The following is a 26,084-nucleotide window of genomic DNA, read 5'->3' as shown; positions in this document are numbered from 1 at the left end:
TCGGTACCACATAGCTGTTTTTATCTGTGCTGTAGTAGTGTCATTTCTGTCTGTGATCGATGCCGCTGGCCAATACAGCCATTTATAACTGTGCGGCCAACTCCCGCAGCACGGCGACGCGCTGCAATAACGCTGCCGCTTTATCCTGATTTACTGATTCCCGGTCTTTCACTGGCGCGCAGTATAGGCACCCATCAGCGCGTGCAATGTATGGCCGACCAGCAAAGGTGATCGCATAGCCCATTGCCAGGCGTTGAACTTCCCCGTGGCTGATATCCCAACCCAGCGACCGGGCGAAATCGGTAACTCTGGCGCACCAGTCGTCCGACAGTTTGATAACCGTCTGTTTTTCATTCGCTTTAATGGGCTGAGTTATGGACGAGTGTTTGTTATGACGCCGATCCGGTGGCTGTGCTCGGAGTCTATTTAGTAAGGCGCGCCGTTCCGCATCCGCCATGTGCTCAAAGTTGATGCTTTCTTGTTCTGATATGCTGTCAATTTCTCCACCGAGCGGCCCACAGCTGGCACAGTCATTACCGGCTATGTCTTCCGGAATGACTATTTTTTCGCCGCCCGTAGAGTTATTGACAGAACTCCAAGCGTCGCCGGGGGGCGACGTAACGGCCAAAACCCTCCCGGCGTCGGCATCGGCGCCAGCGTCAACGGCCTGTTTTTTCCTGATTTTCCACTTGATTAACCGGGTACAGATGCGGGAGAGCGCGCCTAGGCGCGGAGAAAATACCCCGTAGATTTTTTCCGGAGTTTCGCCGTAGGTGTTTTGCTCGTCGGCTTCCTCATAAGCGATGCGCACCGTATAGCGCTCGCGCGGGATCAGTACGCCACCCTGTTTTTCAATGTAAGTGGCAAAACATCCCGCATCGGCGGATGCAAGCACGGCATCCATTGCCGGATCGGCAAGCTGTGCGGCACCACGTTTAAATGTACCGGCTTCTTTTTGTACCGCCGTAAGTTGATTCGCCAGGCGGCGCAGCTCGCGCCAAACCGTGACCGGCGGCAGGCCGAACGGCTGAAACTGCCTGATGTTATGCTGAGACGCCCAGGCCATCGCAAACTTTGCCGTTTCGCGCAGAGGCTTTCCGGTTTCATTATCCAGTTCGCCATCCAGCGCGTAACCGTCGATGTTTTTACTGATGTACTTCGCCACGTAAGCGGTGGCGCTGCCTTTTTTCGGATCGAGTTTTTTCGCCTTAAAACGCGCGCCGGTATTGCGTCCCAACTCCGCGCGATCTTCCGCGATGAAATACTCGCGCAGAATATCGGTAATCTCTTTTCTGTCGTCCGGCGGCATAAACAGCAATACGTGCCAGTGCGGGGTAGCGTCGTGATGCGGCTCGGCAACGCGGAAGCCATACGGGCGCAGGCCGCGGCGGTTCAGCGCCGACATTGCGCGCGCCCACGTCCGGCACAAATAGCGCTGCCCCTGACGCGTCGTGGTATGATCCCATTTGGGGTTTTGATGGCCGCTCTGAATATTCGCGTGAAAACGAGACGGGCAGGTGATCGTCAGAAAAACGCCGGCGTCGCCGCGCGACATAGCGACCATTTCGACGCCGGCCATGCGGGTCATTAATTCATGCCGCCGGATCGCCGGGTTGCTGATGCTTGCATACACCATATTTTCCAGCGATGCGACGTTACCGTCTTCATCAATCAATTCATGGGACTGGAAGAAAATGCGGTTTTTGCGGCGCTGCTCCTGCCACTGATTCAGCGCATCAATACTGACGTAAGGCATGCGCTTTTTGTGAATCACGCCGATGGCGCGGAACTGGTTTTCGCGCCATTCGCAGCGCAGGCGCCACAACTTACGCCCCCACCATTCCGGGCTGGTGATGCGCAGAATGGCGGAGTAAATGCGGTTTCTGGATTCGGCATCGCCGATAATTACGCCCCAGCTCGGCGGCGTAACCCGCAGCGCCAGCATTTCCCGGCCAAGATGCTCAAAAAGCATCTGGATCTCGATGTTCGCCATCTTTTCCGGCGACATATTGCCGCACTCGGTTTCAAACATTTCCGCGATGCTGGCGGCGATGGTATGCCCTGCGTTGATCGCCTCCTGCTTGGTGAATTCGGCCAGATGCGGCCAGCGATTACGCCAGTACATTGCCAACTCTGACGAAAAACCATCGCGCACGCTTTGCTTGGCGCGCACGGCTTCAAGACGCAGCAGTGCTTTTTTCACGGTTCCCATGAAAAAGGCACTGACGTGTCGCGGCTCGCGGTTGGCCCGCAGCCATTCTATTTTTTGACGGTAGGTATCGCGGATAAAAAACGGCTGTTCAAGCAATCTAGCTTCTACGCCTTCAGGCGTTTTCATCCAGTTACTTTGCTCCTCCATGTATTCCGCGCGCGCCTTTTCTGCAAACTCATGCCGGATATACAGCAAGGTGCCGTTAGGCTCTGAGCGCTCCAGCCGCGCAACGGATTGATTAACGTCTAAATTTGGCGCGGAAATGGCGCGAGAGATCATCCGTTTGAGGTGACATTCAACGGCGGGATGCTGCTCAACTTCCGTAGTTGGCAGGGCAGATGAAGAACTGGCGATCTCAGATAAGAGGGAGATCGCCGGGCGCGGGGCATTCCAGGGATAGGCCCATTGCTGGGGCATTATTCACACACCCCGGCATACACACTGTTGCAAACCATCGGATCGACAGCGTCTCCCAATAAATCGAATTGTTGCCCCCCCCTAGTTGTTAACGCCCAATCACGGTACGTTTGGATACCGTGAGACTCGACACTGATACACTCAATGCGCCGTTCTGCTTTTTTAGGATCGTTTGTTGATGGGAAAAACGTTGAGTTCTGGCGGCGAGAGCAAGCAGCAACGAGGCGTTCCCATCTTGCAACACGCTCAATCTCTTCCGGCCAGCGGCGGAATATTTCGGCCAATTCGGATTTTCTGGCGTGAATGCATGGCATGCATCCAACACGGCTACATCCTTGCTCGTAAAGCGGATTTGGCTTGATACCGTGGCGTTTTGCCAATGCGAAAACATCGGCATGCTTCCAATGAAGAATAGGGCGATATATGCTTAGGCGAGGGCCAATATCAAAGCCAGACTCCCACTCAGACAGCAACGCACGCGGGGCGGATTCTTCAGCGCGCACCCCTTGCCATGAGACAACCTCAAACCCTGCATCAATGATCGGTTCAACAACTTGCAGGCGAATAGGCTCATGCTTTAGCTCTGTTGAGCAAAAACGCCGTTTCGTTGATGGAAATCTCCCCTTCCACATGCACAAATCAAGAAACGGAATACCAGTGGGATGCAACGTATCTAACGCAATGGCAATAATGTTTGCGGCCTGTTCGTCAGTAAAACCACATTCTGAAACAAGGGTGACAGGCCATTTTTCGGCAATAAATTTTCTTTTACCTGCAATTTGCCGGGAAAAATCAGCATGGACGCGCCTGATTTTCCCCAGCTTGGATTCCAGATAATCCAAATATTCCATAGTCTGTGGGTGTTCGTGACCAGTATCAGCAAATGCGGGAATATGGCTAACGCCGTTCTCTACAGCCAATAGCCACTGAGCGAGACTGTCCTTACCTCCCGAAACGGAAATAACATTGATGGAGTTACCTACATAGCAGCGGGAATCAATCATGCTGCTGCCTCCATGTACGCGGCTATAAATTCTTTCGCCGCTTCCGCGTTGATCGCGTTTCCGTAGGCGCGCAAGCGTCCCACGCGGGCGGCAACCCCATTAGCCAACGGGAATGTGCCGGGTTCAATTGGGCGCCATTTTTTATCTCGGCAGTAGATCCAATCTGCATCACGCCAGAAGCCGTTAACCGGCAGGGCCCGCAGATCGCTGCAAAATCCTGTAAGCGCTGCTGGTTCTTTTTCCCGTGCAGATCTTTCATGTTCAGTGCACGGTCTGGCTTCCCCGATCTGTCGTTGCTGTCCGATAATGGAGTGGGCCAACCTGCCAAAAACACCATGTCCTCCAGTCTCCCCCGGTTGTTCTCCGCTCTGCTGTCGCTCCCTGTTGTATGCCCCGAATGGCATGATCGCGGCGTCGCCCAATGAGCCAATCCCGCCGTGTGAGCTAACATTATTTGTTTTTTTTCCCCCGAGAGGATTCGCTGTAGCGCATTTTGGGGATGATGCGCTGAATCCTGCGCGCTGGTTGTCGGCCACCCAGAAATTACGGTCTCTGACGTGCGGTGCACCGACGCCCGCAGACGGGAACGGCGTACTTGCAAAGGCGTAACCCATTCCTTCCACGTCAGCTTGAACAAGGTCGATCCAAGCGTCGATAGCCTTGCTTGCAACCTGCTCTCCAAAGATGATTGAAGGTCGAGACTGCTCGATGAGCCAGGCAAAAGATGGCCACAGGTGCCGTTCGTCAGCAAACCCAGCGCCTTTGCCTGCCGCGCTGAAAGGTTGGCATGGACATGAACCTGTCCAGACTGGCTTATCATCCGGCCATCCCGCGCGGCGCAAGGCGTATGACCAGACCCCGATCCCGGCAAAGAAATGGCATTGCGTGTAGTTTTTAAGGTCATCAGGTGTCACATCCTCGATTGATCGCTCGTCAACATCCCCCGGCGCGATATGGCCAGCGGCAATAAGATTGCGCAGCCATTGGGCTGCAAAGGGATCGATCTCGTTGTAGTAAGCGGTCACTGTTCCGCCCCTAGCACGCCAATCAACTCCCCGGCCTTTTTCCGCGATGCAGAGGCGGCGCTCAGCGAACGGCGCACACTGACTTCATGAAATTGATAGTGATGGTAAATTTCACGCGTGGCGGGGGTATCGCTGTTTGAAATAACAACGGGAACGCCGCGCGAACGGCTTACGCTCAGCAGCGCCGCCGCTAATTCGCGGTGATCCTCGCGTGTAAATGCGGCGTGATGATATTGCGTAAAATTAGCCGTATCGCTGGCCGGCAGATACGGCGGATCGCAATAGATAACGCTATTTTCGTTTATCGCCCTTGCTTTCAGCACTTTCCGAAAATCGGCCCTGATAAAACAGGTTGTGGTGTCGTTGGCCTTCTCTGCGAATAGCTTTATTTCAGCTTCCGGGAAGTAAGGCTTTTCATAGTTCCCAAACGGGACATTAAACAAACCGGCGCGGTTGTATCGGCAAAGGCCGTTATAGCAATGGCGGTTTAGGTATAGGAATAAAGCGGCCTTTAACATATGTTCATCGTCTGATATGGCGTTGAACGTGTCGCGATTACGGCAAAATTCGATCAGGCTATTGCCGTTTTCGAATAGCTCTTTCGCGATGCGGATAAAGGGTTTTGTGGCATTCTTAGCCATTTGATACGTATTAATAAGATCGGCGTTGATATCACCCAGTACATAACGGGGATAGTCTGTATTCAGGAATACCGATGCGCCGCCGACAAACGGCTCAAACAGGCGATCGCCTTTCGGCAGGAGTGGCAGCAAATCAGGCAGAACGCGGGTTTTACCCCCCGCCCATTTGATGAACGGGCGGATCATAATTCACCGCCTTGATTCGGGGCTAACCGAGACATGATCGCAGAAACCAAAGCCGCTTGGTTGATAGCATCATGTAGCGCGTTATGTATCGCACCGACGAGCACGATAGCGGGTGTGGAACCCATCATGACGTTATTCATTTTTCACCCCGATAGTGTTTGCTTTTCAGTTCGTTGATGGCCTGGCAATGCACACAAAGCGACACGCCCGGAACAGCAACGCGGCGCGCTTCCGGTATCGGTGCGTCGCAGTTCTCACAAGTGAAGGAGGATGACGCCGCAGGCTTGCGGCGGGCGTTGGCGATATGCGCATCGCGGATCAGATCTTGCTGCTCTTGCGCCGCGTCCATGTAATCCGCCATCAGATAAGCTCCTGCGCCGACGCCTCAAAACGCGCAGCCTCTTTTTGCAGCAGATCGGCAATTTCATTCACCGAAAGGCTTTTGCTGAGGATGTAAACAGTTAGCGCGTCAAGACGAACCGAAAAGGCTAAGTGCTGGTCTTTTTTTTCCGACAGCCTGGCCTTTCTTAGTAACTCGACGAGCGCGCCGTTATCCTCCACGCTCATCTGTTTAACTTCTGCATTTTTCATTGCTATTTCCTTTTTTCAGGTAATAGAAATCCCGGCGGGTTTACGCCTAAAAAAATGGGTTTTTATTACAGTGGTAGTGTTAAATGCCTGGGGAATAAACTCACAACTGCCTTAAGTTTATTCATTGCTTTAATCAGCCTTTTTTTCTCGTCAGTTGTCAGTTCATTAAAATTTACGTCATGGCGTTCTTTGTCTATATCAGCTAAATAAAAAATAGCTGACAGCACACGCTTATTTTCATGACACGCAGGATCAATCTTGTCTCTCATATCATCAATAAATCGGCAAATGTCTTTTTCGCAGTCAGTTAAAAAATGCTTTCTCCTTAGCATCGCTATGTGATTCAACCCGTCTGTTCTGGCGCCAACACTCAACGGAACAGCGCGAGCGGATTCGGTGTTAGCCATGATAGTTACGCCGTAATACCCAGCAACCGTGCAAACCAGCGGCGGCGCTTCGGGGTTGGCACGTAAGGTTTTTTACTCCACGGTGCAAAATATGCCTGCTGCGGTGTTGGTTGAAAACGCTGTCCGTTAGGTAACTCCAGCCAGCCTTTATTTTCTTGCCGTGGTGATGGCGATTGAGATATTAATAAACGCACAATGCTAATCATATTAACCCCCTCAAAAACAAGTATGTGATGATAGATACGGCGGCGAAAGAACAAATAACCACCTTAATCTTTAAAAGGATCACAACCGTATTTTTCAAATCTTGAAAAAAAGATAATTTTTTATCTCTCGAAAATCTGGTTAAAAATAAACACATCACCATTTCGGCGGTGCCTGACGAGATAACCCACGCCCAATAATCACTCATCTGCATTACTCTTCATTTTATAAAGCCGATCAATGTAGTGAATTGCTATCCCTTTCGCGTCGAATAAGCCGTAAGACTGATCGCCTTGCCGGACGCGGTAACGGGTAATAGGATTCGTCACTGTTCTGGGAATGCGAATAATCGAAAAGCTCCGGTATATATCGCAATGGTTACTGAGCCTGACTATCCCCTTTTGGTGTTGATGCATTATTTCACCCCCAGATTACAGCCCCAGCCACAATAACCATGCATCACGCTGTTCTTTCGGGCGATTCATAAAGGCATCACGCATAGCGCGATTGAACTCAGGGATATAAACCCAATTTTCTCCCCGGCGCGGGTTAGGATTTTCAGGGTTAACCCACGGAATTAGCGGTAGCTTGCCGTTATCAACCATGCCCTTTACTGCCGCTTCCGACTTCCCGATCATTTCTGCAAACTTCTGATACGGCACCGCGTCAACCGGGTGACGAACCTCATAAACACCATCGCTCATTACTGAACCCCTTCTTTCAATTATTGGAATGTGTGCCGGGATTTTTAGCCACGCCCGGCGCGTGGGTTTGTGGTATTTTTGCTATGCCCGCCTTGTTCTGAGCGGAACCACGGGCAAAACAACTACCCACACAAGGAACTGATATGGAACCAAACAAAACCAACATTCGATATCTGGTAGCGCCTGATAAAGACAGTGATGATTTTCACGTTCTTCATAAGCCTGCGCCGCCAGAGGAACAAGACGACGAGGAATAAGCGCCATGAATAAACAACCAACTGAACATGAAATTCATTTCCGCATCTGGTACAGCTACTGGCTGGAACGTATGACCGAAACGCTTAATCGGCGTATCGACATGTTTACTAATGCGATAATCCTTACGCTTGGTGCCGCAATATTTGCGACCAGTCATTTCAGTTGGTTGTTTGGCGGTATCATTGCCGTCCTTAGTGGTTTCCGTATCGCCTGGCAATACGGGAAAAAAGCGGAAGCGGCCAAGCAACAGGCAAAAAGATATGCCTCCCTTATTGATAATCTTCCCGGTATTACGATCGATGAAATTCGCGAAAAGCTGAAAATGCTTGAGGAATTCGACAGTGTCGCCCTTAATAGCCTCTGTAACCCAGCAAGAAATGGGGCGTCTATTTCCCTCAGACTCAAGTACAGGGAGCCCCTTTCTTTTATTGAAAAGGCTGTTTCGCTTTTGGCTGGCAGCACTCCCCGTTAACCCATCTATCGATCTGATCACGGCCTGAATAAACACGGCGTGGCTGCTAATAACGGTGGCTTCGCCTACTTTCTTCCTTTCCATCCGTTCACCCCTTCACTGTGTCGTGATACTCTCACTCGATCACCAATCGCTTAGGCTTGCTTTCTGTTGCTTGCTTGTGCGGTTGGTTTTTCGCACCCCAAAAGGTTTCCTATTGGTTACCTTTCGCGGTAAATATAGTCACCAAAGGGAGTCCCTGTCAATGAATATAGGGCAGAAACTTAAAGCCATACGAAAGGCTGAAGGGTTTACTCAAAAAAAGTTTTGTGAAATTAGTGGGATAGCACTTGGAACAGTTAAAAACTATGAAGGAGGATATAAAGAGCCGGGTATACAAGTAGTTTCGCAGGTAGTGAACACACCATCATTCAAAAAATACACCCTATGGATCATGACGGGTGATACAGCTCCACAAGCTGGTCAAATCGCACCGGCTCTCGCACACATTGGGCCAGACTCAACACAATCAGGCCACTCAGAGAAACAGACTGGTTAACGCTTTATAAACATTACATTTTCACTATTTGTTACCAAGACAGTGAAATGACCGCCGGAGGGCTTTCTTATGGCAATTAAGAAGCTCGATGATGGTCGATTTGAAGTGGACATTCGCCCCATCGGACGTAACGGAAAACGTATCCGGCGGCGGTTTGATAAAAAGACGGAAGCGGTAGCCTTTGAGCGCTATACGTTGTCCAGAACGGACAAAAAAGAGTGGCAGCACGGTTACGGTGTTGAGCATCGCCAACTCAGCGAGCTGGTCGAATTGTGGTGGCTCTATCACGGCCAGACGTTGAAAAACGGCATGATTGAAAAGCGACACCTGAAGCGCACAACCGAACAGATGGGCGACCCGGAGATCTGCCGGATAAATAAACGCGCGATACTGGAATTTCGCACGCTGCGGCTGACTGGCGGCATCAACCCGTCAACCATTAATCGCGACATGTACCGGCTTTCCGGCATGTTTTCGGCGTTGATTAAGCTGGAAGTCTACGCGGGGGATAATCCGCTAAAAGGCTTGCCACCGCTAACAGAAAAACCGGCGTCGGTTACATTCCTGGCGGAAGCGGAGATCGCGCGGTTATTGGAAGTGCTGGAAGGCGACTCGTACAGGCTGGCGGTGTTATGCCTGAGCACCGGGGCAAGATGGGGAGAGGCCAGCGCATTACGCGCCGATCAGGTAGTGAACCGCCGGGTGACGTTTACGGAAACAAAGAACGGCAAAAATAGAACCATCCCCATTTCGGAAGAGGTGGAACGGACTATTAAAACCCGCGAAACCGGCGGGCTGTTTAAGGTGGACTATCCGACGTTCTGTGAGCAAATCAGGGCGGTAAAGCCGGATATACCGAAAGGTCAGGCATCACACATTTTGCGGCATACGTTCGCCAGTCATTTCGTGATGAACGGGGGAAATCTGGTGGCACTACAACAGATCTTAGGTCATGCCAGCATTCAGCAAACTATGGTTTACGCACATCTGGCGCCGGACTATCTGGAAAACGCTATTACGCTCAACCCATTACGGGGGAAAATAGTCGTTTGAAAGCGTCCACATGTTGTCCACATTGGCCCAAAATGGCCCGTTTTTGACCACTTTTTAACCGCTTGCAGTTGCTTGCAATCGCTTAATATATGGTTGTTTTAAAACGTTTTTCCCATGACACCCCAAAAAAAAGCCCTCCATCATGGAGGGCGAAAAGACAGGGATGGTGTCTATGGCAAGGAAAAGGGTGTATCTACTACATGTATCTACTGCAAGGCACTACTCGAACTACACACTACTACTCGGGATTTACAATGGTGTCTGACTACTGTGGTGACGGTATCTGATTTAACATCGAGATCTGCCGTTCTATTTGCTGCATTCGTTGCTGGTGCTTCTGTTCCAGAATATTTTTCTGCTCTGATGTCAGCAGGTTGTACATTTGATTACGAATACGCGTCATCTGCACCTGACGTTCAATCTGTACTTCCATCATCTTGGTTATCTGTTTACGAACCGCATCTTCATCAAACGCATTAGCCGTCACCAGGTTATGCATGGTTTCAACATCTTTCGCATTAAACGCCGGAACGTCCTGGCGCCCCTGATACATAAGATCGCGCATTTGTTGCCGCTGTTGCTCGGTCAACTTCACACCATCAAACATCGCCTGCTGATCGTGCATGCGTTTCATGGCAGAGTCGTCCTGATGCCAGCTATTCACAGACGCACTCCCAACATCTGCCGCAAATGCAGTGAAAACGCTCAGCATCAGCAGCGAAGCAAGAGATAACGTTGTGGCGTGTTGCATCAATAACTCCCCGTTTTGGCGTGCTGTTCTGTGAATCAATGAGCATCAGTTTAATTGTCTTGCTGCAAACATGCGTCAGAGGATGTAAAACTACGTAAAGTCATGGAATACCACTAATCTATGGCGTATTTTGCCCCTGGAGGTAGATAAAACATGAACAAGATCCTGCTGGTTGATGACGATAAAGAGCTGACGTCTTTACTGAAAGAGTTGCTCGAAATGGAAGGATTTAATGTCGTGGTCGCCTATGACGGCGAGCAGGCATTAAACGCATTGGATAATACAATTGACCTGCTTTTGCTGGATGTGATGATGCCGAAAAAGAATGGCATCGACACATTAAAAGAATTACGTCAGCAACATCAGACACCGGTAATTATGTTGACCGCACGTGGCAGTGAACTGGATCGGGTACTCGGCCTGGAATTAGGCGCGGATGATTATCTGCCAAAACCCTTTAACGACCGTGAACTGGTGGCGCGTATCCGGGCCATTTTACGTCGTTCAAACTGGACAGATCAGCAACAGGCAGGTGAAAACAATGCGCCGACGCTGGAAGTTGACGGTCTGCGGCTCAACCCGGGGCGTCAGGAAGCCAGCTTCGACGATACCGTGCTGGATCTGACAGGCACGGAATTTACGCTGCTCTACCTGCTGGCCCAACGGCTGGGTCAGGTGGTTTCACGCGAACACCTGAGCCAGGAAGTGCTAGGCAAGCGTCTGACGCCATTTGACCGTGCCATTGATATGCATATCTCCAATCTGCGTCGCAAGTTACCGGAGCGCAAAGATGGGCTGCCCTGGTTTAAAACCTTGCGCGGACGAGGCTATCTGATGGTATCCGCTGCATGATTAATAGCCTGACCGCACGTATTTTCGCTATTTTCTGGCTAACGCTGGCTCTGGTTCTCATGCTGGTGCTGATGGTGCCCAAGCTGGATTCGCGTCAGCTGACGGCGCTGCTGGAAAATGAGCAGCGGCAAGGACTTATGCTGGAACAGCACATTGAAGCCGATCTGGCCAACACGCCCGCCAACGATTTACGCTGGTGGCTAAGGTTGTTCTGGGTCATTGAGAAATGGGCGCCGCCGGGGCAGCGTCTTTTGCTGGTCACCAGCGAAGGGCGGGTGCTGGGCGCTCAGAAGAATGAAACGCAGATTGTACGCAACTTTATCGGCCTGTCCGATAATGCCGATCACCCACAAAAGAAAAAGTATGGCCGGGTTGAATTACTGGGGCCATTCTCCATTCGGGATGGTGAAGACAACTACCAGCTTTACCTGATCCGTCCGGCCAGCAGCCCCCAGTCAGACTTTATCAGTCTGTTGTTCGACCGGCCGTTACTGCTGTTGATTTTCACCATGTTAATCAGTTCTCCCCTGCTGTTATGGCTTGCCTGGAGTCTCGCCAAACCGGCTCGTAAACTGAAAAACGCCGCTGACGAGGTTGCTCATGGCAATTTACGTCAACATCCTGAACTGGAATCCGGACCACAGGAGTTTCAGGCAACGGGCGTCAGCTTCAACCAGATGGTCAGCGCGCTTGAGCGAATGGTGACGGCGCAGCAACGCCTGCTGTCAGACATTTCGCATGAGTTGCGTACTCCGCTTACGCGTTTGCAGCTTGCCACCGCGCTCCTGCGCAGACGGCAAGGAGAGGGGAACGAACTGAGCCGTATCGAAATGGAAACCCAGCGGCTCGATAGCATGATCAACGATCTGCTGGTACTGTCGCGCAATCAGCACAAGAATGAGCTGACCCGTGAATTCTTGCGGGCTGATGAACTATGGGGCAATGTGCTGGACGACGCCGCGTTTGAAGCGGAACAGATGGGGAAAACGCTGGAAGTCACTTATCCCCCCGGCCCGTGGACGTTTTTCGGCAACCCGAACGCCCTCGACAGCGCGCTGGAGAATATCGTGCGCAATGCGCTACGTTATTCCCACCATCACATTGCGGTTGCGTTTTCCGTTGATAATCAAGGCATCACCATCAAAGTTGACGATGATGGCCCGGGCGTCAGCCCGGAAGATCGCGAACAGATTTTCCGGCCATTTTATCGAACGGATGAAGCCCGCGATCGCGAATCTGGTGGAACAGGATTAGGGTTGGCGATTGTCGAGACCGCCATCACCCAGCACAAAGGCTGGGTGAAAGCGGAAGACAGCCCGTTAGGTGGCTTGCGATTGGTGATCTGGCTTCCTCTGGACCAGCGATAAAACCTGACGTGGTGGTGATATCGCCGATAAAAGCTCTCGGCCGCGACGTCAGTTTGCCGTATTCAGCGCATTCGCTGGATTACCTGCAACAATTCCGCTATCTCGGCTTCGCCACCATCCGCCAGCACAGCTTTGCGCACGCATCCATTGGTATGATCGGCAAGTAATTGGTTCGCGACCGCATTCAGCGCAGAACGCGCAGCGGAAATCTGGTGGAGGATATCGACGCAATAACGATCCTGCTCAATCATCTGCGCAATACCGTTAACCTGCCCATTAATACGGCTCAGCCGATTAAGCAACGCCTTTTTGCGTGGCTGCACCACTCTGCGCTCGTCATGCGCGTCAACGCTATTCGCCGCCTCTGAGGCGGCGCAATATTCACACTTCCGAGACGACGTCAAATCCGAGACCTTCGACGGTGTCCCGGAAGACGGCTGGATTGGCTTTTTCTGTCTCATTATACTCCACATTGACCAGACCGGTTTCCAGAGTGACTTCTACACCCTGAACACCATTAAGCGCTTCTAGCGCATTCTTGACCTTGCCGGCGCAACCGCCACAAGCCATACCTTGAACGCTGATTGTAGCATAGGACATAAAATACTCTCCATTCTGACAGTTAACCGATCGGACTCAGTCGCGCTGCGTCGGTTTCCAGTTACGTAACAACAGTGAATTACTCAGTACGGAGATCGAACTGAGCGCCATGGCTGTGCCGGCAATAACCGGATTGAGCAACGAGAACGCCGCCAGGGGAATACCCAGCACATTATAGAAAAATGCAAAGAACAGGTTTTGTTTCACTTTGCCGAGCGTTGCCCGCGAGAGACTGATCGCATCGACAATACTATCCAACCGGTTACGCATCAGCACAACATCTGCGGTATCCAGCGCGATATCCGAACCGGCGCCAATCGCAAAACCGATATCGGCGGCCGCCAGCGCCGGCGCATCATTGATCCCATCGCCCACCATCCCGACACAGCGGCCGCTGGCCTGTATTCGCAGGATCTCCGTCGCCTTGTGCTCCGGCAACACCTGCGCCACAAATCGGTCTATACCCAGTTGCGCGGCAATCACCGACGCGACCCGGTGGTTATCGCCGGTAAGCATCACAACCTCGATCCCTTGCTTTTGCAAGGCTTGCACAGCGTCACGCGCATCGTTTCTTAAGCGATCTTGCAAGCTGATATACCCCAGCAGCCGCGATCCGATGGCAACGGCAATCACCGTTTTTCCCTGCGCTTCCAGCGTGGCAATGCGCTCGCTATCAAGAACAACGCCGCGTTCCGTCAGATATGTCGGCGATCCCAGCAACCACTCCTTGCCATCGATCTCAGCTCTGACGCCGCCGCCAATGATGGCTTGAAACGCACTCACTTCTGCCGCTGCCACGCCTGATTCCCGCGCATAGCACGCCAACGCCTGCCCCAAAGGGTGCTCCGAATGCTGTTCCAGCGACAGTGTGACATGAAGTAGTTCCCGAGCGGTGACCCCCTCCTGTGGAAAAATATCACTAACAGAGGGCTTTCCCTCCGTTACCGTACCCGTTTTATCCAGTACCAATACCTGTAAGCGCTGCACCTGCTCCAACGCATTGGCATTGCGGAACAGAATCCCCGAACGCGCGCCTTGTCCGGTGCCTACCATAATCGCGGTGGGCGTCGCCAGACCCAGAGCACAAGGACAGGCGATCACCAATACGGCAACGGCACTGACCAGACTGGCCGCAAACTCACCCGTGATCAGCCAGTGTGTTAGCCATGTCAACAATGCGAGGCTCACCACAACCGGCACAAACACCGCCGAAATTCTATCCGCCAGACGCTGTACCGCCGCCTTCGAGCCCTGAGCTTCTTCCACCATGCGGATAATACGCGCAAGCGCCGTATTACTCCCGACGCCAGAGGCCCTGACGCGCAACATCCCGCTCTGATTCAGCGTCGCTGCGTACACCTCGGACCCCACGCCTTTGACAACCGGAACACTTTCTCCCGTCAGCATGGCTTCGTTCACGTCCGACGCACCATCCAGAATCACGCCATCGACCGGAATACTTTCGCCTGGGCGAACGACAAACACTTCACCAACGCGCAGGCTGGAGACATCACGATCCCGTATTTCACCGTCAACCTCGATATGGGCGGTGATCGGTTGCAGATTCAGCAATCCTTCAATCGCAGCGCCGGTTTTCGCCTTTGCCCGCCCTTCCAATAATTTCCCCAATAAAACCAGCGTGATAATCGCCGCACTAGCTTCAAAATAGAGATGTCCATGCGGATCGTTGAACAGTGTAAAGACGCTGAAGCCATAAGCCACGCTGGTGCCCAGCGTCACCAGCACATCCATATTCGAGGTGCCATTGCGTAGGGCGCTCCAGGCACGACGGTAGAAATGACGGCCGCTCCAGAACTGCACCGGCGTCGCCAGCAGCCATTGCAGCCAGCCGGGCAACAGATGCCCGTGCTCGAAAAACATGCCCACCATTTCCACTAACAGCGGCGAAGCGAGAGCGGCGGCGATCAGGAACTCGCGCCGCTCCCGGTGCCATATGCGCTTACGCCTTTCACGCTCGGCCTCGCGATCCCCGTCATCAACGGCATGCGCCAGATAGCCGGCACGTTCTATCTGCTGAATAATTCGGTCGCGCTCGACTATCCCCGGCACATAGCGTACGGCGGCCCGTCCGCTGGCAAACCATACCGTCGCCGATACGCCCTCCAATGCGTTAAGATCGGCGCGGATTCGTTCGGCGCAACGTTCGCTGCTCATACCGACGATCTCGACCGTCAGGTTTTGCTCCACCACGTCAAATCCGAGTTTCTGAATGGCGGCAACGACTTCACGCGGTGAACTGGCTTCGGCCTGTAAACGGATGCGTGCCCGTTCACTGGCGAAATTGACGTTAGCTTCCACGCCATCCAGACGGTTCAGGACGCGTTCTATTCGTACGGCGCAAGCCGCACAGGACATGCCGCCAATCGGCAGATGAAAAGAGAGGGGGGCGCTGTTGTTTATCATGACATTGTTATCCTTAATCTTTCCGTAAAAAGGCCATCTTTAATCAGCCCCGTCGGCTGCCGATAAAATACCCCCAACTCATAAATAATAATACCCCATACAGGTATTATTATTAGAATAGTATATGCAAATTTTAGATATAATTTATTTTCAATAAGATAAAAACAATTATCTATATTTTGACAAAAGCATATATAAAAAAATCATTTTTAAAGCCCTATCATCCTTCCTAGTATCGAGTTAATAAAAATATACCCCATAGGGGTTTATTACATACTAAAAACATTCCAGTGTTTATTACCTGCAGATAGCAAAAAACACTAATCAGTTGAATTATAAATTTAATTTATTCATTTATAAGGGACAGGAACATGATGACATACACAGTTATTCGCCACACCAGGAAACATAAAACCTTTCAATTCAGCGCTACGGCGATTTTTATTTCCGGTATGTTATTCGGCGCGCAAACGGCGAGTTCCGCAACGACGTCGCCGGATGACACCGACTACGCCGAGGGGACGACGAATACCGCCACGCTGGAGGGGATTACCGTATGGGGACAGGCACCCACGGAAGACACCACCTCCTATACCGCGCAGGAGGTGACCGTGGCCAGCAAACTGCCGGTGGCACTGAAGGATATCCCGCAGTCGGTATCGGTTATTACCCGTCAGCGTATTGAAGATCAGAATCTCACTACGCTGGAAGACGCTTTGCAGCAAACCACCGGCGTGACAATCATCCCCAATGGCTCCGGTACCAGCATTATCCGGTCACGTGGACATAATTTGAACGCCTCCATCGACGGTGTTCCTGTTTATAATGGCTTGGGAGGCTCTGAGCAGTTCGATCTGGGGATATACGATCGGGTAGAAGTATTGCGCGGCCCGTCGGCGCTGTTGGGTGGTAGCGGAGATCCCGGCGGCACCGTTAACGTTGTCACCAAAAAACCGCGTGACGCTTTCGCACTTAACGGCACGCTGAGCGCAGGGAGCTGGAACAATTATCGCAGCGAACTCGACGTCACCGGACCGCTGAATGACAGCGGAACCCTGCGCGGTCGTGCAGTGGGTATCTGGCAGGATCGCGATTTCTTTTACGATAAGACTCATCAGGAAAAAAAGGTGTTCTACGGCGTGGTGGAATATGACCTGACGCCAGATACCACGCTGTCTCTGACATTCGCCAATCAAACCAACAATATCACGGCGCCGTATTACGGCCTTCCCACCTATTCCAATGGCGCCCTGCTGGATGTCTCGCGATCGGTAAATACCACACCGGAGTGGGCCTGGTACAATAATCGCACTCAGGAATATGTTGCCGGGCTGGAACAACGCTTCGATAACGGCTGGACCGCAACCGGAAAATTCCGTTATCTGAACAAGGACAATCCGTATAAGGACATCTTCCCTCGAGGTGTCGGTGTTGACCCTCAGACCTTAACGCTGCCTTACTCATGGAACCGGCATTATGATTACGAGTATCAACGCTATGCGCTGGATCTGTACGTTGGCGGTCCGTTTATTCTGTTTGGCCGCGAGCATCAGGCGTTAATCGGCTATAACTATGACGATTATCAGGAACAGTATCAGGGCGGAAGGACATGGGGCTCCCAAGCCTCACAAAACGACATCAATCTGTTCGATTCGTCCGCGGTACAAGAATACGATGTGGATTGGACGCAAGGTCTGCGCACCCGCACCATCCAGAGCGGTATTTATGGACAGACCCGCTTACGCCTGCTCGATCCGCTCACCTGGGTGATTGGTGGACGAATCAGCGATTTCAGCGTCAAAGAACGTAGCATCGCCCCTGCCGAACCCACCGGATGGAACCAAACCCAGTCGGCAAGCAGCGAACTTATCCCTTATACCGGCCTGATCTACGAACTGACCCCCCAGCTTTCCCTTTACGGTAGCTATTCCGAAACCTTTGTCCCGCAAACGGACAAACGCGCGGACGGTTCAACGCTGGATCCACGTAAAGGTAAACAATATGAAACCGGGATTAAAGGCAGTTTTTATGATGGCGCACTGAATGCTTCGGTTGCCGTATTCCGCATTGATGACGTCAACCGCGCATTCAGCGATCCGAACTACCCTGATGACGATTTCTACATCGCCGCTGGCAAGGTCAGAAGCGAAGGGTGGGAAGCGGAAATCAGTGGCAGCCCGCTACCGGGTTGGGATATCTCCGCCGGCTACGCCTACCTGAACACACGCTATCTGTCCGACGACAGCAATATCGGCGCCTTCAGCTTGGCCGAACCGAAGCATAGTTTCAAACTGTGGAGCCATTATCGTATTGCCGGTGGTCTGCTGGACGGCCTTGGTTTCGGCGGTGGACTTTATGCCGTCAGCAATTATGCAGATGCCAGAGGAAATGGCGAAGAACGCTATCAGGGCGGTTACGCGCTATTGAACGCGGCGCTCAGTTATCCCATCAATGACAACTTTACCGTCGCGCTCAATGCGGAGAATCTGACCGATCGCAAATACTACGCCAGTATCGGCGGCCGTGGAACGCAGAACGTATATGGTACACCACGTAATTTCACTCTTTCGCTGCATGCGAAATTTTAACCCAGGCACATGATGAAGAAACCTTTGTCACATAGCGCACTGTTGGGCGCTTACTGGCGGTCTGAAGAGCGATGGCGCGCCGGCGGCCTGCTGGCGCTGGTTATCCTGCTCGAAATGGGCACCGTATATGCGGCCGTGGGGATCAGCAACTGGCAAAAAAATTTTTTTGACGCCCTGGCTGACTATCAGCGTAGCGCTATCGCGCCGCTGCTGCTGACGCTGGCGTTACTGATGGGCATCGCAGTGCTGAGCAAAACGTTCAGCATCTGGTTCACCCAGTTGCTCACGCTGCGCTGGCGCAGTTGGCTGGTTGATGTGTTTCTGGAAAAATGGTTGCGGCAGCGCATCTATTACCATCTGGAAAACGATGCGACAGCCGACAACCCGGACCAGCGTATAGCCGAAGACCTGCGCCAGATGGCGGAAAAGAGCCTGGAACTACTGCTCGGACTACTCACCAACATAGCGAACGCCATCTCTTTTTCCGTGATCCTGTGGGGATTGTCAGGCACCCTCTCTCTTACGCTGCTGGGTCACGAATTTCAGGTACCGGGCTACATGTTGTGGGTCGGCATCGCCTATGCGCTGCTGGGATCGTGGCTGATGGAAAAGATCGGGCGCCCGCTGGTAGGGCTGGGCTATCAGCAGCAGCGCTGCGAGGCGGACTTCCGTTATCAACTGATGCGCATTCGGGAAAGTGCCGAACAAATTGCCTTCTATCGTGGGGAAAATGAAGAAAACCGGCGTCTACGCACTGGCTTTGCCGCCGTTCAACAAAACTGGCGTGGCTTGATGGTGTACTCGAAACGCGTCGCCTTTACAGAAACCCTGTATATCGAAGCGGGCAGTTTTGTTCCCTATCTGTTTACCATCCCACGCTATTTTGCCAGACAACTCACCATCGGCGGCGTGATGCAAATGGGGATCGGCTTCGCCCGCCTGCGCACCGCGCTTTCCTGGTTTCTTTTCAATTACAAGGATCTGGCGCTACTGCGTGCCGTACTGCGGCGGCTGTGTGAATTCGATGATTTGTTACGCCAACAGGAGCGTGGCGATATTGCGATCACCTCTTCCGCTGACAACGCCCTGCGCACCCGCGGCCTTTCCCTGCGCCTGCCGGACGGCGCGCCGCTGGTCGCCATTCCCGATACCGAGATACGGCCCGGCGAACGCTGGATGATCTGCGGCGGCTCAGGCGGCGGCAAGAGTACGCTGCTGCGCGCGCTGGCGGGATTATGGCCATACGGCGGCGGCAGTATTGCGTTTCCGACCGGTTCTTACCTGTTTCTGCCGCAAAAGAGTTATCTGCCCTCCGGCACGTTGCGGGAGGCGATGAGCTATCCCGGCAAGACGCTGGATAGCGGACGCTGCCGCGACGCGTTGACACAGGTACGACTGGAGCATTATATCCCTTGTCTGGAACAGGCGGCACAGTGGGATAAACGGCTGTCGCCGGGAGAACAGCAGAGGCTGGCGTTCGCCCGCGTGCTGCTACAACGCCCGGACAACGTGTTTCTGGACGAAGCCACCTCGGCGCTGGACCGGGAAAACGAAGATAATCTGTACCGTTTGCTGCAAGAAGCCTTGCCAGACGCCATGGTGATCAGCGTTACCCACCATCCGCACCTGACGCACTGGCACACGCATACCTTGCGCATCACGTCGGCTAAGGAAGAAAACAACACCGCCACGCCGGATAAATCGCAAAACGATAGTTCGTCTTTTCCCGGCAACGCGACGGAAACGATCACTGTTAGCAGGGCACACTGAAATGGCAGCCGTTTTTTCAACATCAACCGGCGGAATAACCGGAAAGATCGAAAAACTCCTGATCGTCATGTTGGCAACCGGACTGCATATCCTGCTGATCTATCAGATAGCGCATTTATCATCAGCGCCGGCCATATCGCAACCGCAACCTTCAATGACTCTCGAGCTGGCGCTGACCGCGCCGTCTGCGGAAACATCCGTCACGGCGTCGGCGCCCTCGCTTCCCGAAATAGCGCCGCCGGCAGAAAACCTGCCACAACAAGATATGTCAAAACAAGATAGGCCAAAACAACAGGAGACGTCCCCCGTTGACGAGTTCGCGATGACGCCGCCGAAACCGGTGGAAAAACACGTTGAACCAGAACGAGCGATCAAACCACAGCCCAAACGCCCCGACAAACAACCCACACCGCCAGCCCAAAGAAAGGCGGCTCCCGGCGCCCTCATGCAAAACGCGGCAACCACCCAGACCACCGCGAAATCGTCGGCTAACGGCGTCATGACGCCCGCCTCGGCAAACGCGGCGCATCTGAATAACCCTGCACCGCGCTACCCCGCGCTGGCGCTTAAGAGGAAGTGGCAGGGAACGGTACAGCTACGGGTCCGGGTGCTCACCAACGGCAGACCGAATGAAATCCTGATCGCGCGCAGCAGCGGACGGGATCTTCTCGATCAGGCCGCGGTAGCGGCAGTACGTCAATGGTCGTTTATACCGGCGAAAAAAGACGGTGTCCCACAAGAAAGCTGGACCACCTTTCCACTGAGCTTCAAATTGCAGTAACGCACGCCCTCAACCAACGGAGCAGACTATGACTCTCGCAACCTCTTCATTTTCCGTCGAAACATTGGCGATCTGGCTACTCATCGTGTTTTCGATCATCACCTGGTCGCTGGTTATTCTCAAAGTGGTGCTATTTTATCGTCTGGAACAGCGCAACCACCGCTTTCTGAAAACCTTCTGGTCCGCCAATACGCTGCGCGGCGCCATCACCGACGGCGCTCATTATATTGGCCCTATCGCCAACATCGCCAAAGCAGGCATCGCCTCAATTCATATCGATCATGCGACCACTCAGGGTCTGGCCCAAGAGATTGACTATCAGGATCGTTTCGAACGCGCGCTGCGTCATCAAATCCAGCGGGAAAGCCGGGTGCTGGAGTCCGGTCTGGCACTCGTCGCTTCCATCGGTTCCATTTCCCCGTTTGTCGGACTGTTCGGCACGGTATGGGGGATCATGGATGCCCTGAAAAGTATCAGCGCCTCGGGCAGCGCCAGCCTGGACGTCGTGGCAGGTCCCGTGGGCTCCGCCCTGCTCGCCACCGGCGTAGGCATTGCCGTAGCCATTCCGGCGGTGCTGGCGCACAACTACTTTCTGCGCCGTTTAAAGAGAATTCTGGCGGAGCTGGATGATTTTGCACACGATCTTTACGGCATTGTGCAGAAAAATGGCTTCCGGCTCGCCACTGACTCACTCAACGCTTAATAACCGGGAATATCATTATGGCTTTTACTCCCATCTCACAACATAGCAACCATGAGATACACAGCGAAATCAACGTCACACCACTGGTGGACGTCATGCTGGTACTGCTGGTGATTTTTATCGTCACTGCGCCACTGCTGACCAATTCCATCGCCATTAATTTACCAAAGACCGCCGCCACCGCAGCGCCGGAGGCTAAAAAAACCGCTGATAATCAGCATCAACGATCGCGGCGACCTCTTCATCGGTGAAGAAAACGTACCCCCCGAACGGCTTGAAACTCGCCTGATCTCGGCCAGAGAAGCAGATAGCGGTCTGCAAGTACAGCTACGGGCCAGTGAAACGGTTAATTACGGCGTAGTGGCAAAATCGCTGGTAAGCGTAGAACGTGCCGGCATCAGCAAAGTGGCGGTCATCACCGCTCGCTGACGAATGCCGCATACCGTTCGTTCCAAAGGAAGCCCCTCCTTTTGGGATGGGAAACGGGAAATTTTTCTGCTTCCCGTCCTTCAAACCGTTAACAGTTGGTATTTTCATCATCCTTGCGTAAAGTTGACACCATTTTCCGACGGTATGGTGGGAGCGGTTGCTCTCTGGCAACACATGCGGTGCTTGATAACGCAGGGATTTGACAATGAAAAACATGATATTACTGGCTGGCGTACCCATGTTTCTGTTTAGCAGCCACGCTTTCAGTTCCAGCGACGGTATTTGTGGTTTTTCCGATGCCGAGTGCGGGATGTCCGCGTTTCCTTACCTGTTGCCAGATAATGACACCCGAACCAATCTGATGCTCTTGCAGAGCAGTCGTAGCCATATCGAGCTACCGTTGCCCCAACCGCTGCCCGCCCAAGCCCATACGCGCATTGATCCCTTCACGGCCTACCGCGTGATGGGATTGGCGGCAACCGAAGGCCCCAGCCAACCCGCCATACCCTCGCCGGCTCCCATAACGCCGACAGAGACCGTCATCTCCGCGGCGGACATCCGCCCATTGCAACAAAAAGCCCAGCGTCTTCACCTGTCGCCAGCCGCACAGGAAAAACTGATCGCTCTGACTTCCGGCGAGGGTGAAGGACGACAGATCTCGAACGATGTTTCCACCGTCGAGGCGTTCTTTGACGTGCTGCTGGCAGATCAACAGGTAACGGATGATCAGCGCACCCCGCTGGCGCAAGCGCGTATGAACATGCTGTCGTCCGATTATACGGCATCCGCCTTATCCACTGAGCTCGTCAGCGTGCCGGATGAAGGCCATGCCGGATCGCTGAAACATTATCTGATCAATGCGCAGGCTTTCTATCAAGGCGAATTTGATCGGGCGGAAAAAGGTTTTCAGTCACTGGCGCAAACCGCGCAGCCATGGGTTGCTGAAACATCGCGTTATATGTTGATACGCGTGAAAATCAACCAGTCTATGCGACACGCGCTGGACGAATACAATATGTTCGATGCCGGCAAGGCCGATAAGCCTGCCGCTTTGGCGGCGATACAACGCATTGACGACTATCTGAAGCAATACCCGCACGGCAGGTACGCCGATTCGGCGCAAGGGCTTTATCGTCGGGCTTACTGGATCATCGGTGATTTGAACGCGTTGCCGAAAACCTATCAGCAGGCACTGGAAAAAACGGAGAACGTCGCTGGCTTACAGGCATTAAGCGACGAAATTGACAATAAGCTGTTGGAAAACGGCGCATTCACCACCTCGACGGAAAGCCCGATGTTGATGTTGGTGCAGGATCTTAAACGTCTGCGTGCCGATAACGGCTGGACCAACCTGCCGGCATTATCCGCAGAAGCGTTGTCTGCCCAGCAGGTCCTGTTTGATAATGCCGGTATGCAAAATGAGTTTCACTATCTCCAGGCGGCCTGGCAGTTCTATCGCCGGAAAGATTATGCCGCCGTGATCAATCTCATCCCTGCTGCCAGCGAGCACGATCTGACCGATACCACACGCTTTAGTCTGCAAATATTACGCGGTCAGGCGCTCCAGCAACTGTCACGCCGGGATGAAGCAGAAGCCCACTGGCGCCATCTGCTGACATTGAACACAAACTATACCCAGCAGCAATTTCTGCAACTGGCCCTGGCCGAAACACTGGTGAAAGCGGGGCATCCGGAGCGGATTTTTGCAACCGATAGTCCGGTTAAAAACCTGCGTTTCCGTTCGGCGGTCCTCAAGGTCAGCGCCAGTGCCGATTTATTGCGTCAGCAAACCGGTCCGCAGCAAACACATGAAGAACGGGCTATCGCCCTGCATACCCTCCTGACCAAGTCACTCACTCACGGTGATTACGCCGGTTATCTGCAAGACAGCGAACTCAGAAAGGACATCGCCCCGCTGACCAGCTCTGAAAATATGAGCTGGGATGAGGAAGATCTGACGGTATTTGACTGGGATGGCAGCGATACCGAGGAAGGGTATCAGTGTCCAACGCTGGCTATCGTGGTGAATACGCTGAACCAGCGACCGAACGATGCCCGTGCGATTAACTGCCTCGGCGAGTTTTCCCTGCGTACCGGCAACAGCGTCGGATTCGACTGGGGCGAAAGCAACATGCTGGACGGGCTGACCCACTCACCAACACAGTTCAAAGGAACCGAATATAACCGGCTGGATGGTTATATGCGGGTGATTGCCGATCCGCAAGCGCCACCGGAAGACAAAAGCTACGCCCTTTACCGCGCGGTTTATTGTTATGCGCCCAGCGGCTATAACGATTGCGGTCAACAGGACATCAGTAAAGCGACCCGCAAAGCCTGGTTTAGCCGGCTGAAAACCGAATTTAAAGGCAGCGTGTGGGCAAACCAGCTCAAATATTACTGGTAACGCAGACATTCATGCTGGCCTGGGTGCTGTCATTCAGCCCCGGGGTGAATGCGCTTACCGTCAACGCGGCGCACTATCAGGATTTTTGGCTATGGGCGGCCGTCCGGCCACAGCCGGTACTGCACCAGGCGCGGACGCTTTATCTTCACCAGGGGGAAATCGCCCGCCGGCAGGGAAAAGTGGTCTTTCTGCGTCAGGGAATTCCCCCCAGCAAACTCCGCGTAGCCAACGTCTGGCTCTCCTACCGGATGACCACGCTGGAACTCTCAGATAAACATCTCAACCGTATCCTGAAACTACGAGAGAATTGGCGCAGCCACGGTAATCAGATTAAAGGGATTCAACTCGATTTTGACGCGAAAAGCTATCAACTGGCGGGATATGTGGCGTTTTTGCAGCAACTGCGCGACAGGCTGCCCGCTGATTGCCAAATCAGCATTACGGGTTTGCTCGACTGGTCAAAAACGGGCGATGTAGCAGAACTTAACCGCCTGCATGATAGCGTAGATGAACTGGTGGTTCAGACCTATCAGGGGTACGGTACGATTACCAATTATGCCGACTATCTTCCCGCCCTGCTGAAGCTGACCATTCCTTTTCGTCTGGGGCTGGTGCAGCACGGTCAGTGGGATAAACACTGGCAACAGCGTCTGGCGGTTTCGCCCTATTACCGCGGCGAAGTCGTTTTTCTGGTCAATCCGCCAGGAAAACCGTCCCCTAAGCGATAATCCCCATGCACTGGTTGGGGAACGCCGGAAAGGAACGGTCCAGCCCGTCAGGTGCGTCCGCCAAAACCATTCTGCCGCCAGGCTTCATAGCTGATAATCGCCACGGCATTCGAGAGATTCAGACTGCGGCAATCTGGCTGCATCGGGATACGAATACGAAAATCAGGCGAGAAACCGTCACGGATCGCATCCGGCAAACCCGCCGTTTCCGATCCAAACAGCAGCACATCTCCCGGCTGATAAGCGGGCCGATCGTATGGACGGCTGCCTTTGGTGGTACAGGCGAAAATACGTTTGCCGGGCACCGCCGCCAGAAAATCCTGATAGTTTTTGTGGCGGCTGACGCTAGCCAAATCATGATAGTCCAGCCCTGCCCGGCGCAGTTTCTTCTCTTCAAAATCGAAGCCCAGCGGTTCAATCAAGTGGAGGCAGCAACCGTTGTTGGCGGCCAGACGGATAATGTTTCCGGTATTCGGGGCGATTTGTGGCTCATAGAGCGCAATATGAAACATGGATAACTTCATTCGCAAAGAAAAATTCAGCGGCAGTATATATCATTCCCACAGAGCGACCCAAAACCTGAACGGACAACGAATACGGATTACTCTGCACGACGTTGTCGCCCTCAGCGATTACACTGTTAGTAACACGATGATTAATGCAGGTAAGGCAATGATGAAAATCCGACTGATATCTCTATCCTTGTGCGCCTTGTTTAGCCTGCCGCTGACGACCCTGGCCAACACGGCGCAAATACCCTCGACACAGCAGCAATTTGAAAATGGCATCAGCAGCCAGAAGCAGCTACAGCAGAATATGCAGCAGAACCAGCAATTACAGCAGCAGCGGCTGAATCAGCAGTTGCAGCAGCGCAATTCTCAGCTACAGCAACAACGACAACAGCAGTTACAGCAGGATCGGCAACGGGCGCAGCAAACCACGCCCCCGCCGCCAATCAAGCAAACGCCCTGACGC

The 26,084-nt window shown here is 53.1% G+C and carries 28 protein-coding genes; 14 read left to right on the top strand and 14 right to left on the bottom strand.

Going from position 1 to position 26,084, the window contains the following annotated elements:
• Positions 1–82: 82 nt before the first annotated feature.
• The 9 genes from B4923_RS15515 to B4923_RS15465 all read right to left on the bottom strand — a co-directional run bounded on the left by B4923_RS15515 (position 83) and on the right by B4923_RS15465 (position 7,391).
• Positions 83–2,629, bottom strand: a complete 2,547-nt coding sequence (locus B4923_RS15515) for a replication endonuclease (protein WP_109055274.1) — start codon at positions 2,627–2,629, stop codon at positions 83–85.
• Entirely contained in the window at positions 2,629–3,633 is a 1,005-nt protein-coding gene (locus B4923_RS15510; protein WP_109055273.1) for a phosphoadenosine phosphosulfate reductase domain-containing protein, read from the bottom strand. The genes B4923_RS15515 and B4923_RS15510 overlap by 1 nt, the downstream gene beginning before the upstream one ends.
• Positions 3,630–4,658 (bottom strand): DNA cytosine methyltransferase, encoded by a 1,029-nt coding sequence (locus B4923_RS15505; protein ID WP_109055272.1) that lies wholly within the window; start codon positions 4,656–4,658, stop codon positions 3,630–3,632. The genes B4923_RS15510 and B4923_RS15505 overlap by 4 nt, the downstream gene beginning before the upstream one ends.
• Positions 4,655–5,485, bottom strand: coding sequence for a DNA adenine methylase (locus tag B4923_RS15500; protein WP_109055271.1), 831 nt, complete (start codon positions 5,483–5,485; stop codon positions 4,655–4,657). The genes B4923_RS15505 and B4923_RS15500 overlap by 4 nt, the downstream gene beginning before the upstream one ends.
• A gap of 136 nt (positions 5,486–5,621) precedes the next feature.
• The gene (locus B4923_RS15495; protein WP_109055270.1) at positions 5,622–5,846 is read right to left on the bottom strand and encodes a TraR/DksA family transcriptional regulator; all 225 of its coding nucleotides are present in this window, start codon (positions 5,844–5,846) and stop codon (positions 5,622–5,624) included.
• Entirely contained in the window at positions 5,846–6,076 is a 231-nt protein-coding gene (locus B4923_RS15490; protein WP_109055269.1) for a DUF2732 family protein, read from the bottom strand. Before B4923_RS15490 ends, B4923_RS15495 begins: the two co-directional genes overlap by 1 nt.
• A 65-nt stretch (positions 6,077–6,141) precedes the next feature.
• On the bottom strand, positions 6,142–6,483 hold the full coding sequence (locus B4923_RS15485) for a DUF5347 domain-containing protein (RefSeq protein WP_109055268.1): 342 nt from the start codon (positions 6,481–6,483) through the stop codon (positions 6,142–6,144).
• A gap of 5 nt (positions 6,484–6,488) precedes the next feature.
• The gene (locus B4923_RS15480) at positions 6,489–6,689 is read right to left on the bottom strand and encodes a phage filamentation protein Fil family protein (protein ID WP_109055267.1); all 201 of its coding nucleotides are present in this window, start codon (positions 6,687–6,689) and stop codon (positions 6,489–6,491) included.
• Between the two features lie 429 nt (positions 6,690–7,118).
• Positions 7,119–7,391 carry a Cox family DNA-binding protein gene (locus B4923_RS15465; RefSeq protein ID WP_109055264.1) on the bottom strand — a complete coding sequence of 91 codons (273 nt, stop codon included), beginning with the start codon at positions 7,389–7,391 and terminating at the stop codon, positions 7,119–7,121.
• Positions 7,392–7,653: 262 nt separating this feature from the next.
• Here B4923_RS15465 and B4923_RS15460 point away from each other — a divergent pair, with 262 nt between their 5' ends.
• The 3 genes from B4923_RS15460 to B4923_RS15450 all read left to right on the top strand — a co-directional run bounded on the left by B4923_RS15460 (position 7,654) and on the right by B4923_RS15450 (position 9,712).
• Positions 7,654–8,121 (top strand): hypothetical protein, encoded by a 468-nt coding sequence (locus B4923_RS15460; protein ID WP_109055263.1) that lies wholly within the window; start codon positions 7,654–7,656, stop codon positions 8,119–8,121.
• A 244-nt stretch (positions 8,122–8,365) separates the two neighbouring features.
• Positions 8,366–8,659, top strand: coding sequence for a helix-turn-helix domain-containing protein (locus tag B4923_RS15455; RefSeq protein WP_109055262.1), 294 nt, complete (start codon positions 8,366–8,368; stop codon positions 8,657–8,659).
• A 69-nt stretch (positions 8,660–8,728) separates the two neighbouring features.
• A complete protein-coding gene (locus B4923_RS15450) occupies positions 8,729–9,712 on the top strand; it encodes a phage integrase (protein WP_109055261.1) in 984 nt (327 codons plus the stop codon).
• A gap of 265 nt (positions 9,713–9,977) precedes the next feature.
• On the opposite strand, the gene cpxP is transcribed toward B4923_RS15450, so the two are convergent.
• Entirely contained in the window at positions 9,978–10,463 is a 486-nt protein-coding gene (gene cpxP, locus B4923_RS15445; RefSeq protein ID WP_109055260.1) for a cell-envelope stress modulator CpxP, read from the bottom strand.
• 153 nt (positions 10,464–10,616) lie between these two features.
• On the opposite strand from cpxP, the gene cpxR reads away from it, so the two are divergent.
• On the top strand, positions 10,617–11,315 hold the full coding sequence (cpxR, locus tag B4923_RS15440; RefSeq protein WP_109055259.1) for an envelope stress response regulator transcription factor CpxR: 699 nt from the start codon (positions 10,617–10,619) through the stop codon (positions 11,313–11,315).
• A complete protein-coding gene (gene cpxA / locus B4923_RS15435; protein ID WP_109055258.1) occupies positions 11,312–12,682 on the top strand; it encodes an envelope stress sensor histidine kinase CpxA in 1,371 nt (456 codons plus the stop codon). Before cpxR ends, cpxA begins: the two co-directional genes overlap by 4 nt.
• A gap of 62 nt (positions 12,683–12,744) precedes the next feature.
• Here cpxA and B4923_RS21225 read toward each other — a convergent pair whose 3' ends face one another.
• Genes B4923_RS21225 through B4923_RS15420 form a run of 3 tightly spaced genes read right to left on the bottom strand, consistent with a single transcriptional unit; the run spans position 12,745 to position 15,706 of the window.
• Positions 12,745–13,086: a metal-sensitive transcriptional regulator gene (locus B4923_RS21225; protein ID WP_109055257.1), complete on the bottom strand. Its 342-nt coding sequence runs from the start codon at positions 13,084–13,086 to the stop codon at positions 12,745–12,747.
• The gene (locus B4923_RS15425) at positions 13,064–13,282 is read right to left on the bottom strand and encodes a heavy-metal-associated domain-containing protein (RefSeq protein WP_109055256.1); all 219 of its coding nucleotides are present in this window, start codon (positions 13,280–13,282) and stop codon (positions 13,064–13,066) included. Before B4923_RS15425 ends, B4923_RS21225 begins: the two co-directional genes overlap by 23 nt.
• Before the next feature lie 36 nt (positions 13,283–13,318).
• Positions 13,319–15,706, bottom strand: coding sequence for a heavy metal translocating P-type ATPase (locus B4923_RS15420; RefSeq protein WP_109055255.1), 2,388 nt, complete (start codon positions 15,704–15,706; stop codon positions 13,319–13,321).
• Positions 15,707–16,077: 371 nt separating this feature from the next.
• Here B4923_RS15420 and B4923_RS15415 point away from each other — a divergent pair, with 371 nt between their 5' ends.
• From B4923_RS15415 to B4923_RS15385, 8 genes are all read left to right on the top strand, one after another.
• Entirely contained in the window at positions 16,078–18,294 is a 2,217-nt protein-coding gene (locus B4923_RS15415) for a TonB-dependent siderophore receptor (RefSeq protein WP_109055254.1), read from the top strand.
• A gap of 24 nt (positions 18,295–18,318) precedes the next feature.
• Positions 18,319–20,064, top strand: a complete 1,746-nt coding sequence (locus B4923_RS15410) for an ABC transporter ATP-binding protein/permease (RefSeq protein ID WP_170116068.1) — start codon at positions 18,319–18,321, stop codon at positions 20,062–20,064.
• 1 nt (position 20,065) lies between these two features.
• On the top strand, positions 20,066–20,845 hold the full coding sequence (locus B4923_RS15405) for an energy transducer TonB (protein ID WP_109055252.1): 780 nt from the start codon (positions 20,066–20,068) through the stop codon (positions 20,843–20,845).
• 28 nt (positions 20,846–20,873) lie between these two features.
• Positions 20,874–21,548, top strand: a complete 675-nt coding sequence (locus B4923_RS15400) for a MotA/TolQ/ExbB proton channel family protein (RefSeq protein ID WP_109055251.1) — start codon at positions 20,874–20,876, stop codon at positions 21,546–21,548.
• Between the two features lie 17 nt (positions 21,549–21,565).
• Positions 21,566–21,799 (top strand): biopolymer transporter ExbD, encoded by a 234-nt coding sequence (locus B4923_RS21115; RefSeq protein WP_245929606.1) that lies wholly within the window; start codon positions 21,566–21,568, stop codon positions 21,797–21,799.
• Entirely contained in the window at positions 21,693–21,977 is a 285-nt protein-coding gene (locus tag B4923_RS21110) for an ExbD/TolR family protein (protein ID WP_342752541.1), read from the top strand. Before B4923_RS21115 ends, B4923_RS21110 begins: the two co-directional genes overlap by 107 nt.
• Before the next feature lie 205 nt (positions 21,978–22,182).
• Positions 22,183–24,381, top strand: coding sequence for a PA5441 family protein (locus tag B4923_RS15390; protein ID WP_109055250.1), 2,199 nt, complete (start codon positions 22,183–22,185; stop codon positions 24,379–24,381).
• 11 nt (positions 24,382–24,392) lie between these two features.
• Entirely contained in the window at positions 24,393–25,109 is a 717-nt protein-coding gene (locus B4923_RS15385) for a DUF3142 domain-containing protein (protein ID WP_425428638.1), read from the top strand.
• A 47-nt stretch (positions 25,110–25,156) separates the two neighbouring features.
• Here the strand turns inward: B4923_RS15385 and B4923_RS15380 are convergent, their stop codons facing one another.
• On the bottom strand, positions 25,157–25,621 hold the full coding sequence (locus B4923_RS15380; RefSeq protein ID WP_109055248.1) for a tRNA (cytidine(34)-2'-O)-methyltransferase: 465 nt from the start codon (positions 25,619–25,621) through the stop codon (positions 25,157–25,159).
• 163 nt (positions 25,622–25,784) lie between these two features.
• On the opposite strand from B4923_RS15380, the gene B4923_RS15375 reads away from it, so the two are divergent.
• Positions 25,785–26,081, top strand: coding sequence for a DUF2756 domain-containing protein (locus tag B4923_RS15375; RefSeq protein WP_211313968.1), 297 nt, complete (start codon positions 25,785–25,787; stop codon positions 26,079–26,081).
• The last annotated feature ends 3 nt before the right edge of the window (positions 26,082–26,084 follow it).

Origin of the sequence: Brenneria roseae subsp. americana, from assembly GCF_003115815.1 — a bacterium.
Lineage (GTDB): Bacteria > Pseudomonadota > Gammaproteobacteria > Enterobacterales > Enterobacteriaceae > Brenneria > Brenneria roseae.
The sequence above is the reverse complement of the archived record's forward strand: the minus strand, read 5'-3'. Positions and strand labels throughout refer to the sequence as shown.

What these genes read in the sequence shown, in the direction of transcription:
- cpxA (WP_109055258.1), top strand. Translation starts at nt 11,312, where the DNA reads ATGATTAATAGCCTGACCGCACGTATTTTCGCTATTTTCTGGCTAACG.
- B4923_RS15465 (WP_109055264.1), bottom strand. Translation starts at nt 7,391, where the DNA reads ATGAGCGATGGTGTTTATGAGGTTCGTCACCCGGTTGACGCGGTGCCG.
- B4923_RS15485 (WP_109055268.1), bottom strand. Translation starts at nt 6,483, where the DNA reads ATGGCTAACACCGAATCCGCTCGCGCTGTTCCGTTGAGTGTTGGCGCC.
- B4923_RS15375 (WP_211313968.1), top strand. Translation starts at nt 25,785, where the DNA reads ATGAAAATCCGACTGATATCTCTATCCTTGTGCGCCTTGTTTAGCCTG.
- cpxP (WP_109055260.1), bottom strand. Translation starts at nt 10,463, where the DNA reads ATGCAACACGCCACAACGTTATCTCTTGCTTCGCTGCTGATGCTGAGC.
- cpxR (WP_109055259.1), top strand. Translation starts at nt 10,617, where the DNA reads ATGAACAAGATCCTGCTGGTTGATGACGATAAAGAGCTGACGTCTTTA.
- B4923_RS15510 (WP_109055273.1), bottom strand. Translation starts at nt 3,633, where the DNA reads ATGATTGATTCCCGCTGCTATGTAGGTAACTCCATCAATGTTATTTCC.
- B4923_RS15425 (WP_109055256.1), bottom strand. Translation starts at nt 13,282, where the DNA reads ATGTCCTATGCTACAATCAGCGTTCAAGGTATGGCTTGTGGCGGTTGC.
- B4923_RS15400 (WP_109055251.1), top strand. Translation starts at nt 20,874, where the DNA reads ATGACTCTCGCAACCTCTTCATTTTCCGTCGAAACATTGGCGATCTGG.
- B4923_RS15515 (WP_109055274.1), bottom strand. Translation starts at nt 2,629, where the DNA reads ATGCCCCAGCAATGGGCCTATCCCTGGAATGCCCCGCGCCCGGCGATC.
- B4923_RS15385 (WP_425428638.1), top strand. Translation starts at nt 24,393, where the DNA reads ATGCTGGCCTGGGTGCTGTCATTCAGCCCCGGGGTGAATGCGCTTACC.
- B4923_RS15380 (WP_109055248.1), bottom strand. Translation starts at nt 25,621, where the DNA reads ATGTTTCATATTGCGCTCTATGAGCCACAAATCGCCCCGAATACCGGA.
- B4923_RS15450 (WP_109055261.1), top strand. Translation starts at nt 8,729, where the DNA reads ATGGCAATTAAGAAGCTCGATGATGGTCGATTTGAAGTGGACATTCGC.
- B4923_RS15460 (WP_109055263.1), top strand. Translation starts at nt 7,654, where the DNA reads ATGAATAAACAACCAACTGAACATGAAATTCATTTCCGCATCTGGTAC.
- B4923_RS15420 (WP_109055255.1), bottom strand. Translation starts at nt 15,706, where the DNA reads ATGATAAACAACAGCGCCCCCCTCTCTTTTCATCTGCCGATTGGCGGC.
- B4923_RS15480 (WP_109055267.1), bottom strand. Translation starts at nt 6,689, where the DNA reads ATGATTAGCATTGTGCGTTTATTAATATCTCAATCGCCATCACCACGG.
- B4923_RS15390 (WP_109055250.1), top strand. Translation starts at nt 22,183, where the DNA reads ATGAAAAACATGATATTACTGGCTGGCGTACCCATGTTTCTGTTTAGC.
- B4923_RS15490 (WP_109055269.1), bottom strand. Translation starts at nt 6,076, where the DNA reads ATGAAAAATGCAGAAGTTAAACAGATGAGCGTGGAGGATAACGGCGCG.
- B4923_RS15455 (WP_109055262.1), top strand. Translation starts at nt 8,366, where the DNA reads ATGAATATAGGGCAGAAACTTAAAGCCATACGAAAGGCTGAAGGGTTT.
- B4923_RS15415 (WP_109055254.1), top strand. Translation starts at nt 16,078, where the DNA reads ATGATGACATACACAGTTATTCGCCACACCAGGAAACATAAAACCTTT.
- B4923_RS15500 (WP_109055271.1), bottom strand. Translation starts at nt 5,485, where the DNA reads ATGATCCGCCCGTTCATCAAATGGGCGGGGGGTAAAACCCGCGTTCTG.
- B4923_RS15495 (WP_109055270.1), bottom strand. Translation starts at nt 5,846, where the DNA reads ATGGCGGATTACATGGACGCGGCGCAAGAGCAGCAAGATCTGATCCGC.
- B4923_RS15405 (WP_109055252.1), top strand. Translation starts at nt 20,066, where the DNA reads ATGGCAGCCGTTTTTTCAACATCAACCGGCGGAATAACCGGAAAGATC.
- B4923_RS21115 (WP_245929606.1), top strand. Translation starts at nt 21,566, where the DNA reads ATGGCTTTTACTCCCATCTCACAACATAGCAACCATGAGATACACAGC.